Below are 14,286 nucleotides of genomic sequence, written 5' to 3'. Positions count from 1 at the left end.
TGCTTCTAGGCAAACCTCCTAGTTGTCTTTGCAGTCTCACCTCCTTTCTCACTTAGCGATGATTTGGGGACCTTAGCTGGTGGTCTGGGCTGTTTCCCTCTTGACAATGAAGCTTATCCCCCACTGTCTCACTGGCAATGTGTGCATCGGGTATTCTGAGTTTGTCTCGATTTGGTACCGGTCTCCCAGCCCGCACCGAAACAGTGCTTTACCCCCCGACTATATTCATTACCGCTGCGCCTCAACACATTTCGGGGAGAACCAGCTAGCTCCTGGTTCGATTGGCATTTCACCCCTAACCACACCTCATCCGCCGATTTTTCAACATCGGTCGGTTCGGACCTCCACTTGGTGTTACCCAAGCTTCATCCTGGACATGGTTAGATCACCAGGGTTCGGGTCTATAACTACTGATTATCGCCCTCTTCAGACTCGGTTTCCCTTTGGCTCCAGCTATCACGCTTTAACCTACCAGTACCTATAACTCGCCGGCTCATTCTTCAACAGGCACGCGGTCATCCGTTTAATCGGACTCCCACTGCTTGTAAGCTGACGGTTTCATGTTCTTTTTCACTCCCCTTTCGGGGTTCTTTTCACCTTTCCCTCGCGGTACTTGTTCTCTATCGGTCACACAGTAGTATTTAGCCTTACGAGATGGTCCTCGCTGATTCACATGGGATTCCTCGTGCCCCATGCTACTCGGGATTCAGCTTCTATCCTTGAGTTTTCGACTACAAGACTTTCACTTTCTCTGGTGCATCTTTTCAATGCTTCGTCTAACCGCTAGATTCGATTTTGCTGTCCCACTACCCCAGTCAGTAAACCGACTGGTTTAGGCTCTTCCCCTTTCGCTCACCACTACTTAGGGAATCTCTTTTGATTTCTTTTCCTCCAGCTACTAAGATGTTTCAGTTCGCTGGGTTGGCTCTTTCCTGTCTATATATTCAACAGGTAGTATCAAGGGTTGCCCCATTCGGACACCTCCGGCTCAATGTTTGCTTCCAACTCCCCGGAGTATTTCGTCGGTAACCACGTCCTTCTTCGCCTCTGTGTGCCTAGGTATCCACCATCAGCTCTTATTCGCTTGACCACTTTTTACATTGGTTCAAATCCTGCAAACACTTTCATCCTGAAGATTCTTGTGTCTGCCTGCTCTTTTCGCGTTTCTATGCAGTTTTCAAGGTTCTGGCTGAGTTTCCTCAGCAGTCTAACTCCCGTTAGTTGCTGATTTTTTCTCTGTTTAAAATTGTTCAATCTAGACTTAAACCTAGACCGGAATAGTAATACTTTGAAAGCTTTCACCAATCTCGACCGACCTAGAGTAGACCATCTCAGTCTCTATTCGCTCTTCGCTTCTAGCTTTTGGCTTTCGGCTCTTCGCTTTCGATTTCTGATTTGGGTAGGTCTCCCTAAAAGGAGGTGATCCAGCCACACCTTCCGGTACGGCTACCTTGTTACGACTTCACCCCAGTCACCAGTCCTACCTTAGGCATCCCCCTCCTCGAAAGGTTGAGGTAATGACTTCGGGCGTGACCAGCTTCCATGGTGTGACGGGCGGTGTGTACAAGGCCCGGGAACGAATTCACTGCAGTATGCTGACCTGCAATTACTAGCGATTCCTCCTTCACGAAGGCGAGTTGCAGCCTTCGATCTGAACTGAGCTACGGTTTCTGAGATTTGCATCACATCGCTGTGTAGCTGCCCTTTGTCCGTAGCATTGTAGTACGTGTGTAGCCCAAGACGTAAGGGGCATGCTGACTTGACGTCATCCCCACCTTCCTCCGGTTTGTCACCGGCAGTCTCTCTAGAGTTCCCAACCTAATGCTGGCAACTAAAGACGAGGGTTGCGCTCGTTGCGGGACTTAACCCAACATCTCACGACACGAGCTGACGACAGCCATGCACCACCTGTGTTCGCGCTCCCTAAGGCACTTCCCCCTTTCAGGGAAATTCGCGACATGTCAAGTCTTGGTAAGGTTCTTCGCGTTGCATCGAATTAAACCACATACTCCACCGCTTGTGCGGGCCCCCGTCAATTCCTTTGAGTTTCACACTTGCGTGCGTACTCCCCAGGCGGGATACTTAACGCGTTAGCTCCGGCACGGCTCGGGTCGATACAAGCCACGCCTAGTATCCATCGTTTACGGCTAGGACTACTGGGGTATCTAATCCCATTCGCTCCCCTAGCTTTCGTCCCTCAGTGTCAGTTACGGCCTAGTAGCACGCTTTCGCCACCGGTGTTCTTCCTGATCTCTACGCATTTCACCGCTACACCAGGAATTCCTGCTACCCCGAACGCACTCTAGCTTTGTAGTTTCCACTGCTTTTATGAGGTTAAGCCTCACTCTTTAACAGCAGACTTTCAATGCCACCTGCGGACCCTTTACGCCCAATCATTCCGGATAACGCTTGCATCCTCCGTATTACCGCGGCTGCTGGCACGGAGTTAGCCGATGCTTATTCCTCAAGTACCTTCAGAATTATTCCTTGAGAAAAGAGGTTTACAACCCAAGAGCCTTCCTCCCTCACGCGGTATTGCTCCGTCAGGCTTTCGCCCATTGCGGAAAATTCCCCACTGCTGCCTCCCGTAGGAGTCTGGGCCGTGTCTCAGTCCCAGTGTGGCTGATCATCCTCTCAGACCAGCTACTGATCGTCGCCTTGGTGCGCTCTTACCACACCAACTAGCTAATCAGACGCGAGCTCATCTCTAGGCAGCAAGCCTTTTACCTTTCGGCACATCCGGTATTAGCCACCGTTTCCAGTGGTTGTCCCCGACCTAGAGCTAGATTCTCACGCGTTACTCACCCGTCCGCCACTAAATCCGAAGATTCCGTTCGACTTGCATGTGTTAAGCATACCGCCAGCGTTCATCCTGAGCCAGGATCAAACTCTCCGTTTTGTTATTTCCGGAGTTTTTCACTGAAAGTTAGAATTTCAGTTTTCCTTGCTATAATTTTTAAAGTCTTTGGGAAGTCCCAAAACCAATTTGTTTGACGAGGATTGGTTTGTGCTTCGCTTTCAAAGTATTCTTTTTTCTCGGTTCGGTTGTGTGGTCGCTCTCGACTCATCACTTTATCTAGGTTAGCTAACTTTTTTATCCCCGTCAAGGGGTTTGAGGAAAAATTTTTGGAATTTATCTGGTGCGTTCTACCTAAAAAGCTACAAATGCTTACATAACAAGTGTTTGTAGCTTCTTCACCCCCCTGGTTCTATTTATGAATGAGCAGGTCTTGCAGTTTGGCTACCATCTCGGCTCGTGCTGAAACTCCAAGTTTACGGAACATTCTTTTTAGGGCTTGCTTAACTGAATTCTGGGTAATCCACAATCTTTGAGCAATTTCGATGTTGGTTAATCCTTGAGCCACTAGTTCAGCAATTTGTATTTCTCTAGGTGTTAACGGGCTGGATGATAGGGAAGGAAAGGTTTTGGGTGCGGTTCTAAGGGTGGCTAGTTTGGTAGATATATGAATGCAAATTGCGCTTAGGTCTGCTAGGTCGTTGGCGTTGAATGGTGGATTTCCTTTGTCGCGGGCAAAGTTGAGTGTCCCAATTAGGCGACCATCGCAGACAATTGGCCCGGTCATAACGTGTCCGTGGTCATGACGTGGACATAAATCTTTCCAGTCTTCTGGGGTTAATATCAATTGTTCATGGGTTGGTGCATGACGTTCAACTACATATTGCCCAATGGGATTACTTTCTAAGCAGACTGCTGGAATACTTTTAGTATCAGGGTCGTTGTGTGATTGACTATCTATTAGATGGATACCCCAACGTTGGACACCAAAATATTCGCCAATTTTATCCATGAGCGTTTGCTTTAATTCTTGCTCACTACGGATATTGGCGATCGCATGAAACACGTCATGTAGAGAAATAGGCATAAGTGTACCCAGTTGGGGTCTATGCGAGACTCAACAATTACTTCTATGCTAATACCAGCACAAAGAAAAAAGGCAAAAGTCACAAGGCAAAGAGCAAAAGAAAGAATGCTGATTTTGGCAATTTTCTATATATGCTAGGTATTTGCTTGATTTACGCCGAAGTTTACGATAAATCACTGCGCTAGGAGAAGCACATGACAGTTACACAACTCTCTGCTCAGGAACTTTTCCGGGCTGCTTATGACAACCGTTATACTTGGGATAAGAATTTCCCCGGTTATACAGCAGATATCACCTATAAATATGATGGGCAGGTAATTACAGGTAAAGTGATCATCAACGCTGAACTCAAAGCGGAAGTTTTGGGTGTGGATGATGAGTCAGTCAAAAAAGCTATTCATGGACAAGCTTGGGAGATAGCTATTCACCGTGTGCGCCGCACCTTTGAGGAAACCCACGGTGCAAATACATTTCGTTATGGTGCAACTGACGAAGATGGATCTGTAGAAATTTTAATGGGTGGTAAGGCGGAAGGCGATCGCTATAAAGTCCACAATAATATTGTCACTCTTGTTCATCGCCATATTCATGGTGTAGTTGTGACTATTAATACTTTTAGTGTTCACAACACTGGGGAAGGTTATCTGTCTCACACTTATGATTCTGTTTACCATGATCCTCAAACTGGGGAACAAAAAGGCGGAGTCAGCAACTTTGTGGATGAATACGAACAGGTAGGGAACTACTTTATTCTCAATCGGCGTGAAATTCGCACGGAAATTTCTGGAAAAACCTCTGTTCAAGAATTTGCTTTCTCTAACATTCACCTGTTATAGCCTGTGACTGCTTAAGTGAGGTTTTTGCTCATTGAAGGTCAAATATATTTCAAGGACACCCTCACAAGGTGTCCTTTCTTTAGTCATAAATCATAATGAATTAACAGACTGTACTGTAAAAATCAAGCTACTAAGTAGTATTAATTAGCTATTTGTACGGTAAAAATATAAATTTTTGATGAAAAAATACATCATATTGGCACTAACACCTATGATTTGCCACCGAATAACTTTAAACTTGCATTAATATACTCTTATTTTTAACAAAATCCGACACTAACCATGAATTTAAGGTTATTTTGTCAGGGATTGACAGGGCTAACCATAGCTTTGTTGACTATAACTGTGACTCAGCCCAGTCGCGCTGAAGGTACTACATTTTACTGCGCTAAGAACAAAGGTATACCTGTAACCTTTGCGCGCACTCAGGATGGGAAAAAAGTCCCGATTATTCGCTGGGTTTCGAGTAATTACTTTCCACCGCCGTGGACCGCTCAACGGCGTTGTGCGGAGGTATCGCGTAGATTTCAGAGAAACTACGATAATGGCAGACTCAGACGGATTAAAACTGGCACACTGAGAGGAGAGCCTGTAGTCTGTGCAGCGATGAATCAAAATAGTGCTTGTACAGATAATACTTTATTATTTACTCTCAAGCGTGGTACTGATCCAAATGCTATTGTCCGTAGGTTATTTGACCGACGGGCTTTGGCTGCTGGTAATGCACTGAATGAAAGTGCGAGTAATAGTGAAAGTAGTCCAGTTGACATTGACTTTGATATCTATCTGCAAAATGCCACAACTGACTCCATTGATAATTCTGCCTCAGAAACTAGCAATTCCACATCTGAAGCAGGTATTCCTTGATAGCATCGGCCAGGGAGTAATTCTGAAAATTATATGATCTGGGGCAGTGGGAAAGTTATCGCCTGTGTTGGCGGTTTATTAATGTTGTTGTTGGCAGATGTGAGTGGTTGCACTACATCTGCGCCTGTAGATAACAAAGTTTCCCAGACTACGCAATTGTCATTAGAGAAATTGCGTCAACAAGCACAGGGAATAACAGTCAAAGTGATGTCAACGGAATTTCTTGGCTCAGGAATTATACTTGGTAGACAAAACACAGTTTATACTGTGATTACCAATGCTCATGTACTCAGAGCCGGGACATCTCCGTATCGGATTCAAACTGTAGATGGTCAAATACATAAAGCTAATTTGCTATCTAAGGTGAGATTTAACAAGCATGATTTAGCTGTTTTGGAGTTTCGCAGTGTTGGTACTAATTATCATGTAGCTGCTTTGGGTTATCCGCCAACGGCAGGTGATGAAGTCTTTGCTACTGGTTTCCCTTTTGACCAAGAAGAATTAAAGGTAAAAAGTTTTAAGTTGACTAGGGGTAAGGTATCACTAGTGCTGGATAAAGCTTTGGAAGGTGGTTATCAAGTCGGGTATACCAATGAGTTGGCAAAAGGGATGAGTGGGGGGCCGCTACTCAACAGCCGTGGGGAGGTTGTTGGGATCAATGGAATGCACGCTTATCCTCTATGGGATGCACCATCAATGTTTATTGATGGTTTGCAGGCTGATGAAAATTTACATCAGCAGATTATTCGCTTGAGTTGGGCTGTACCTATAGATAAGGTGGTACAAATGATGCCGACTAAAATTTCTCCTAAGATTACATCAGACTGATTAGAGGTCAAGTGATGAAACTCGATAGTAAACTAGCATCGGCAATATTGGGAGTAGCGATCGCATTTGTTCCTGCTCAAATTGCGGTATCATTAACACCTCAAGCTGTCAGTAATATTGCGAAGAAAGTGACGGTCTTAATCACTGGAGCAAAACTTGGCTCTGGTGTAATTATTCATGAACAAAATAACACTTATACTGTACTAACTAACTGGCACGTTGTAGATACCGCAGGAAGTTATACTGTCCAGACTTATGATCAAAATTCTCATCCAGTAGCTTCTAATTTAATTACTCGCTTGCCTGGGGTAGACCTAGCTATTTTACAGTTTACCAGTCGTCAACAATATCCTGTTGTAGCTTTGGGTAATTCCGATTCAGCCACTGAAGGTACAACCGTTTATGTATCTGGCGCGCCTACACCAGTACAAGGTATTGAAACCCGCACAGTTCTAGTTCCTGATGGACGCATTGTTGGTACTAATAGCAATCCCCAGGAAGGTTATGCTTTGATTTATAACAATATTACCTATCCTGGAATGAGTGGTGGCCCTGTCTTAGATGATAATGGACGCTTAGTGGGAATTCATGGCCGTGGCGCACGGGATAAAGAAGGTCAAAAAGTCGGGTTTAACTTGGGTATTCCCATCAATATATTTACTAACTCCAAAATAGCCAACAGTCTCAATTTAAAGGTGGTGACAACAAACACACCACCCACAAACTTTACAACTCCACCACCTAGTAATAACTCTAGGCCGGGTAGACCAACTACCCTAAATGGTTCTGGAACGCCAGGGTCTGGTGTTTGTCCTGGTAGACGTTGTTAAATAAGATATCTTGCTTGAAAATTTTTTACATTTAAACCTTGTTTTTCAGAATTTGAGTTGAAATTCCATGTTTTCCAAATACTTCACATCTGCTTTTACAGCTTTACTGGTGACAACAGCATTAGTCACACCTCATAGCGCGATCGCTCAAACTACGATTGAAGAAGATAAGCTAGATACAGTCAATGGGATGCGTTGGGCTGGCAATGGTTTACCTTTTGATAAGGTAGTGGAAATTAAAGATGCTTTGGTGAATAGTCCTTTAGGTAAAGTAGTGATTGACCGTCATGGAGAAGACCCCCAAGGAGTTTTATTTAAAGAACCATTTGCTGCTCCTAGTCCTGGTAGATTTGTTGTAGTTTCTTTGTGGGGAAGTAAAATAGAAGGCTGCTTTGTGAAAATGATTGTGCAGACAGCACCGAGTGATGGTAGAGCAGAATTAGAAGAAATTGCCCCTAAAATGTTGGAATTAGGTGTAGGAGAGCAAATTTTACAACTGAAGCGCAGCACTAATGCTAAAGTTAGAGGATTTCAAGGGAATTACACCTACACCACCTATGAAAATAGACGCTCAATTGAAAACTCTAGCACTTGGTTTATGACTGATACCCTGTTTGATATCAGTCCTGAAGCTGCTAATTTACTCAGAAATGCCCCAGCCAAAGAAATTAAAGCCCGCTTAACCTTTGAAAATGGCGATACTAAATTAATTCCGATTGGCAGCAGTAATGTTAAGCGTTGGCAAGAAGCTTTTGGTTTTAATAGTTCTTGTAGTGCGCCTCAGTAGGGTTAGTTGAAAAAGTTTCGATCAAGTAGAGAGTAGACCTCTTGCATAAATCTTTTTTTGCCTCACGCAAAGGCGCATTCGCGTAGCGTCTCGTAGAGAAGACGCAAAGAAAGACGCAAGAATCATGACTTTTGCAAGAGGTCTAGTGTTGTTATGGGGATTTAAACCCTGCTACAACACTTTCATGACTAATTTTCTTAATCGCATTCCAATTACTCGCAATTGGCATTCGCCAGCCTGTACCGAAGGCGCGGTCAGTGATTTTTAATCCTGGGGGTGCTTGGCGGCGTTTGAATTCGGCGCGCGCTAACATTTGGATAATTCTGTCTACCACTAAAGGATCATGACCTGCGGCGACGATTTCCCCTACTGATTGGTGTTCGTGAATTAAGCGTTGCAAAATGTCGTCTAAAATTTCGTAGGCTGGTAAGGAGTCTTGGTCAACTTGACCAGGTTTGAGTTCTGCACTGGGTGCTTTGGTGATGACATTTTGGGGGATAATTTCCTCTTGGCGATTTAGCCAGTTACATATCGAGTAAACGCGAGTTTTGGGAACGTCTGCAATGACAGCTAATCCGCCATTCATGTCACCGTAGAGGGTGCAGTAACCCACAGCCATTTCGGACTTGTTACCGGTGGATAATAACAGATAGCCGAATTTATTCGCGATCGCCATTAATAAGTTACCCCGAATTCGGGATTGAATATTTTCCTCAGCAATGCCAAATTCTGTCCCTGCAAACAAATTAGCCAAGCTGTGGTCAAAGCCTTGCATTAATTCACCTATGGGGATGGTTTGGGTTTGTATCCCCAAATTTTTCGCCAAGGCTAACGCGTCACTGATGGAATGTTCCGAACTGTAGGGAGAAGGCATCAGTACACCAAGGACATTTTCTTTACCAAGTGCCGCCGAGGCGATCGCAGCTACTAAGGAAGAATCTACCCCTCCACTTAAACCCAAAATTGCTTTAGAAAAACGACACTTTTGGGCATAATCTCTCACGCCTAAAACCAATGCTTGCCAAATTTCTTCATCTTCAGAAGTGGGTGCGGGAGTGACAGAACTTGATTCTAAATCCAGTTGTGTTTCGTCAAATTCTACTACTAATAAATCAGTAGTAAAACCTTCGGCACGACAGATTACTTCACCTTGAGCATTTAAAGCAAAGCTAAAACCATCAAAAATTAAATCGTCATTACCACCAACCTGATTTGTATAAATGATTGGTTGTTGAAAACGCACTGCACTATGTTGCAGCATCGCTTCGCGGTGACGTTGTTTTCCGACTGTGTAGGGTGAAGCCGATAAATTGACAATTAAATCCACACCCAAAAGTGCTAAATCAGCTATGGGATTAGCAGCATAATGACGCTTACCCCAGAATTCTTCATCATTCCATAAGTCTTCGCAAATGGTTACGCCAATATCGATATTATCTAAAGTGAAATAATTAGCTTGCAGTCCAGCTTCAAAATAGCGATTTTCGTCAAATACATCATAAGTTGGCAATAATCGCTTATGAAAATATTGTTTGATTTTACCGTTTTCTAATAAAGCGATGCTATTAAATAAGCTTTTGCCGCCTGTAGTATGAGCTTGAGAATTTTGTTTCACAGTCCCGACTAATACAGCCAAATTAGCAGGTAAAGCTTGGGCTAACTGCTGCAAAGTTATCTTCATAGCTTCCACAAAACTAGGATTTAATAATAAATCTCTAGGTGGATAGCCACATAAAGAAAGTTCTGGTGTTAATAATAGCCGCACCCCATCTGCTGCGACCTTTTGAGCAACTTCCAGAATTTTCTGAGCATTACCAGATAAATCACCAATTATAGGATTAAGTTGAGCGATCGCAATTTTCATAAGTTAATAGTCAATAGTCAATAGTTAATAGTCATTAGTCATTAGTCATTAGTCATTAGGTGTTCTCCTGTGCTTCCCCTACATCCCAATGCCCAATGCCCCATTCCCAATGCCCCATTCCCTAAATAAACACCAATGGCTTATCTTTAAAAGGAGCAAAAGCATCGGCATCAAATTTATATAAACTGGCGGGACGACCTGCGCCGCGTGATACTTTGATGCCTGTATCAGATAAGAAGCCTAGTTTGAGGAGACGCGCCCGAAAATTAGAATAATCAGAAAAGTTTTCTCCTAAAACTGTGGTGTACAACTGATATAAATCATTCAAAGTAAATGTTTCCGGTAAGACTTCAAAAGCTACCGGACTATATTCCAATTTATTGCGTAATCTTCTATGACCATAGGCCAAAATTTCGTTATGGTCAAAGGCTAGTTTCGGTACTTCCTTAACTGGATACCAAGCAATCCCAGTTACGCCATCTGCAATTAATTCGGCTTCTTCAAATCTCACTAAAGCAAAATAACTAACTGATAGATAACGCACACCATAACTACCAGTGGCTTCTCTGGGGTCACGTTCTGGCCCCCCAAAGGTGTACAACTGCTCTAAATAAAGATTATTAACACGAATTTTCTCCGCCATAATGCGATAGGCTGCATCTTCTAAGGACTCTCCTTGACGGACTAAAGTACCAGGAAGACTCCATTGATTTAAAAATGGTTCTTGCTGTCGCATTACTAAGAGAACCAAGAGACGGTTCTGTACAGTATCTACAGAAAAAATTACATTATCAACACCAACTTTGAAATCGGCCAAAGGTTGTTGATTTAACGAAGTTGAAATTTTTTTGTTGTTGCGTCCGGGCATTTGTACAAATGCTGTTGATTAATATAAGCAGCGATGGGAGGAATGATAGCTGCGGTGTTTCCTTGTTCACGATAAGCTGTGGAGGATACATCTAAACCAGTTAAACTGGCGATCGCAATTTTTCCTCCCAATGCTTGCACGGTTTGTAAGCTAGTTTGATCTATCTCATATCCCGGTCGCGGCACAATTAACAGTTGCACTTGCTGTAATAATTCTTCAATTCGATACCAGCGCGGTAGTTGCTGCAATAAATCTGAACCAATTACCAAAGTAAATTCGGTATCCTCTCCCCAACGCGCTTTAGCCTTAGCCAATGTTTCCAAAGTTCTAAAGCTGCTTAACTCCTGTTCCAGTGCAATGTTTTGTCCTGGTGCTTCTATATCCGTAATCAACAACCGCAACATCGCTGCCCGATGTATCAACTGTGTTTGATGAGATTTAAAAGGATTATCAGCCGCCCAAACCGCTACCCAATCATAGCGTTCAGACAACCACCGCAGAATTTTTTGATGTCCTGCTGTCGGCGGATCAGCACTAGTACCAAATAAAGCGATTGTTTTCATGGTTAGTCAATAGTCATTAGTCATTAGTCATTAGTCATTAGTCATTGGGCATGAGTTCATCTCTACCTTGTCTTCCTTGTCTTCCTTGTCCCCCCTATCCCCCAACTCCCTCAATCAACTCCGCCAAAGCGGGGGAAATTTCCACCGTTAAGGGAATAGCATGATCTAGATGTCTGGTTTTTTCAGGTAAACTTGCTACGGAAGCGGCGGTGCGTTGGCGAATTTCTGCTAGGGTTTCTGGTGGTTGTAGTCTTTGCCCTTCCTTGACTACTAACTGCAATAGGGGTTTTTCTGTGGGGAGGGGTGTTTCTGTTACTAATCCCAGTCTGTCGGCTTGGGCTTGGTTTCCTGCAAATGAGCGAAAAATTTGCTTGCGTCCTGGGTATGTGGTTTTGCCACTGGACTTTTTCATTACAGGAATACCGTCAATTTCCACGAGTTTATACACACCGTTGACTGGTGTACCTGTAACTAATTTTGTGCCTAGTCCATAACCGTCTACTTCTGCATTGGCGGCTTTGAGTCTGGCTATTGCCCATTCGTCTAAGTCGCCACTGGCAAAAATTGTTACTCCAGGTAGGAGCGATCGCACTTGTTGGGATAAACTCACCAAGTCACCGGAGTCTAGCCTTACCCCTGTTAATTCGATTTCTCCCGCATTGACTTTTGTGGCTAAATTTTTTGCCGCCGCTACTGTGTCGTAGGTATCAATTAACAATGGTGCGCCAGGAAAGTAGCGATGAAATGCTGTGAATGCTTGTTCTTCACTCCCTTCCATCGCCGACAACGCCATAACCAAGGCGTGAGCCATCGTACCACTCGGCTGTTCGCCCAGTTGTAGCGCGGCTAACACGTTGGAGGTAGCATCTAACCCGCCGGCTAGGGCTGCCCTGGCTGCCCATAATGAGGCTTGGGGACTAAATGCTCGTCTTGTGCCGAATTCTAAAAGTCTGGCTGTTTCACCTGCAATATCTCGCAATCTTGCCGCCCTGGTAGCTATCAGGGTTTGATAGTTGAGTGTATTTAATAGATAGGTTTCCACTAGTTGCGCTTGCCACAGAGGGGCTTCTATTCGCAACAATGGCTCGTTAGCAAAAACAGCCGTTCCTTCTGGTACTGCCCACACATCCCCAGTAAACCGTCCCTCGGCTAGCAATGACCAAAAGCTGTCGCTAGCTTGGGCAAAAATCCCCGTGGCTTGTAATGCGGCTATCTGTTCAGAACTAAAACGCAAGTTTTCTAAATATTCCAATGCTTGCGCTAAACCCATCGCAATTAAATAGCCAAAACCCTCCGGCGATCGCCTGACGAATAACTCAAAGCTAGCCCGCTTTTGTTCTACACCTTCACCCACATAACAAGCTGTCATTGTTAATTGATAAAGGTCAGTCAGCAGGCTGTAATCTGCCGCAGAGATGTCTAATTTTGGTTTCTGGTGGCTATCCCAGGCTGGGAAAGGTGTCATACCAGAGTTTCCTTACAAGAATGTTGCTTTGTATTATGGTAGAATTTACCATAAATAATGTCAAGCACCAAAAGTATAAAGTTTTCAAGAACGAAAATGCCGTGTTTGCATAGCTTACAATATTTACTTAAACTATTAATTAACTTTTCTTAATGGTCATTTTTATCAAAAACTGATATTTGTGTGTATAAATGTCAATCAAAATCACCACAAAAAGCCACGAATTTACAAAACATTTGGCTGTTTTTAGTTGAGTTTCAGACTTCTAGCAAATAGAAATTTTCTGTTAGAATAGACATAGAAAGTAATAAACCTAGAATCAAGTGAAGTATTGCAAAGCAAGCTAAAAAACTGTTGCATATATTGTCAATATATTGAGAAATTAAGTCAGCGAAAAAAATCAGAATTAAAGTAGAGAAACCAAGATAAATTGGCTCAAAAAGGAGTCGAATGTTATGGCTATCCCCAGAATAATTGCTAGCATTACTCAGTATATTTCTGAAGCCGTAATGCGGATTTTTGCGCCTAACGATGATGCTTATCCCAATATTGGTGTACAGCCTTTTACGGGTGAGCCTTACAAAAAGGGTTCTGCTGAAAGTTGGTAAATAGCAGTGCAGAAGTTAGTCTATATATTCAATCTATTTCAATCCGCGATAAACACAGATTTTATAGTCTGTGTTTATCTTTATTTTTGTGAGATTAGCTATTGAATATAAGTAGCTAACGTTTTTAAATCTGGAACTTCCAAATCAGGCTCGCCAATAGACGCAAGTGTAGCACCAGAGCCAGTTTGACCCATTCTACGATTAACCCAAACTGCTGAGAATCCTAACGATTTAGCGGGGATAATATCATGATAAACGCTAGCAGCAACGTGTAAGATTTTCTCGGTTGGTAGTTTGATTTTCTCAATTGCTTGTTGGAAATTTTTTAATGAAGGTTTATAGCTTTTGACCTGTTGAGCAGTGATAATTTGGTCAAATTCTACTTCTAATTTTTTGGCAGAAAACGCAAATAAATCATCATCAACATTAGATATAATCACTAATTGAAACTTTTGCTTGAGTAATTTTAACGCTGCAACTGTATCAGCAAAAGGTTGCCAATCTTGGATGGAATTCGCTAGGGAATTAATTTCTAGTTCTGTTGGTGCAAAATCAAATTTTTCACTAAATTTCTGTACCACTTTTTGTAAAACTTCTCGATATGAAATATATTCTCCTTGTTCTAACTGAGATTCAAAATCAGCAAAATTTTCTAGTATTGCATCATCTTGTAAGTTGACATGATGACTGGTTAAGATGGGTTTAATAGCAGTTAATAGTCCTGTTTCCCAATCTATAAGCGTGCCATAGCAATCAAAAGTTATGGCTTGATACTGATGTAAATCAATCATAAGCTCCACTAATCTAAGTTTTATCGTGACTAGTTTCTGAGAGTAAGTAGAACGGGGTAAATAATTAAAGGTTTGTAGAGAGAACTAAAGTTCTC

Annotated in this window: 12 protein-coding genes and 2 rRNA genes (1 of these 14 cut by a window edge); 6 read left to right on the top strand and 8 right to left on the bottom strand. The window is 43.0% G+C overall.

From position 1 onward, the window contains the following. The 3 genes from CLI64_RS17205 to CLI64_RS17190 form a co-directional block, all read right to left on the bottom strand. Nucleotides 1-1,090: ribosomal RNA gene (locus CLI64_RS17205) — 23S ribosomal RNA — on the bottom strand (it extends 1,732 nt beyond the left edge of the window). Nucleotides 1,091-1,412: 322 nt separating this feature from the next. Then, nucleotides 1,413-2,899: ribosomal RNA gene (locus CLI64_RS17200) — 16S ribosomal RNA — on the bottom strand. The 16S and 23S rRNA genes sit together here, the layout of an rRNA operon. Before the next feature lie 310 nt (nt 2,900-3,209). Continuing rightward, the gene (locus tag CLI64_RS17190) at nt 3,210-3,884 is read right to left on the bottom strand and encodes a LuxR C-terminal-related transcriptional regulator (RefSeq protein WP_103138349.1); all 675 of its coding nucleotides are present in this window, start codon (nt 3,882-3,884) and stop codon (nt 3,210-3,212) included. Between the two features lie 194 nt (nt 3,885-4,078). On the opposite strand from CLI64_RS17190, the gene CLI64_RS17180 reads away from it, so the two are divergent. From CLI64_RS17180 to CLI64_RS17160, 5 genes are all read left to right on the top strand, one after another. Further along, the gene (locus CLI64_RS17180) at nt 4,079-4,720 is read left to right on the top strand and encodes a DUF3386 domain-containing protein (protein WP_103138347.1); all 642 of its coding nucleotides are present in this window, start codon (nt 4,079-4,081) and stop codon (nt 4,718-4,720) included. Nucleotides 4,721-5,002: 282 nt separating this feature from the next. After that, entirely contained in the window at nt 5,003-5,587 is a 585-nt protein-coding gene (locus tag CLI64_RS17175; RefSeq protein ID WP_103138346.1) for a COP23 domain-containing protein, read from the top strand. 33 nt (nt 5,588-5,620) lie between these two features. After that, on the top strand, nt 5,621-6,415 hold the full coding sequence (locus CLI64_RS17170; RefSeq protein WP_103138345.1) for a serine protease: 795 nt from the start codon (nt 5,621-5,623) through the stop codon (nt 6,413-6,415). A 14-nt stretch (nt 6,416-6,429) separates the two neighbouring features. After that, nucleotides 6,430-7,245, top strand: a complete 816-nt coding sequence (locus tag CLI64_RS17165) for a serine protease (protein ID WP_103138344.1) — start codon at nt 6,430-6,432, stop codon at nt 7,243-7,245. 67 nt (nt 7,246-7,312) lie between these two features. Beyond that, nucleotides 7,313-8,032 carry a hypothetical protein gene (locus CLI64_RS17160; protein ID WP_103138343.1) on the top strand — a complete coding sequence of 240 codons (720 nt, stop codon included), beginning with the start codon at nt 7,313-7,315 and terminating at the stop codon, nt 8,030-8,032. Nucleotides 8,033-8,183: 151 nt separating this feature from the next. Here CLI64_RS17160 and CLI64_RS17155 read toward each other — a convergent pair whose 3' ends face one another. The 4 genes from CLI64_RS17155 to CLI64_RS17140 all read right to left on the bottom strand — a co-directional run bounded on the left by CLI64_RS17155 (nt 8,184) and on the right by CLI64_RS17140 (nt 12,792). Then, the gene (locus CLI64_RS17155; RefSeq protein WP_103138342.1) at nt 8,184-9,896 is read right to left on the bottom strand and encodes an NAD+ synthase; all 1,713 of its coding nucleotides are present in this window, start codon (nt 9,894-9,896) and stop codon (nt 8,184-8,186) included. A 121-nt stretch (nt 9,897-10,017) separates the two neighbouring features. Beyond that, nucleotides 10,018-10,764, bottom strand: a complete 747-nt coding sequence (locus CLI64_RS17150; protein ID WP_103138341.1) for an NUDIX domain-containing protein — start codon at nt 10,762-10,764, stop codon at nt 10,018-10,020. Next, entirely contained in the window at nt 10,725-11,327 is a 603-nt protein-coding gene (locus tag CLI64_RS17145; protein ID WP_103138340.1) for a nicotinate-nucleotide adenylyltransferase, read from the bottom strand. The genes CLI64_RS17150 and CLI64_RS17145 overlap by 40 nt, the downstream gene beginning before the upstream one ends. A 94-nt stretch (nt 11,328-11,421) precedes the next feature. Beyond that, complete coding sequence (locus CLI64_RS17140) at nt 11,422-12,792, bottom strand: nicotinate phosphoribosyltransferase (protein WP_103138339.1); 1,371 nt, start codon at nt 12,790-12,792, stop codon at nt 11,422-11,424. Nucleotides 12,793-13,247: 455 nt separating this feature from the next. Here CLI64_RS17140 and CLI64_RS17135 point away from each other — a divergent pair, with 455 nt between their 5' ends. Beyond that, on the top strand, nt 13,248-13,400 hold the full coding sequence (locus CLI64_RS17135; RefSeq protein WP_103138338.1) for a nicotinate phosphoribosyltransferase: 153 nt from the start codon (nt 13,248-13,250) through the stop codon (nt 13,398-13,400). 98 nt (nt 13,401-13,498) lie between these two features. Here CLI64_RS17135 and CLI64_RS17130 read toward each other — a convergent pair whose 3' ends face one another. Next, entirely contained in the window at nt 13,499-14,191 is a 693-nt protein-coding gene (locus CLI64_RS17130) for a haloacid dehalogenase type II (RefSeq protein WP_103138337.1), read from the bottom strand. Between the last annotated feature and the right edge of the window lie 95 nt (nt 14,192-14,286).

The sequence above is a fragment of the Nostoc sp. CENA543 genome (genome assembly GCF_002896875.1).
Lineage (GTDB): Bacteria > Cyanobacteriota > Cyanobacteriia > Cyanobacteriales > Nostocaceae > Trichormus.
This window is presented reverse-complemented; position numbering and strand designations above follow the sequence as displayed.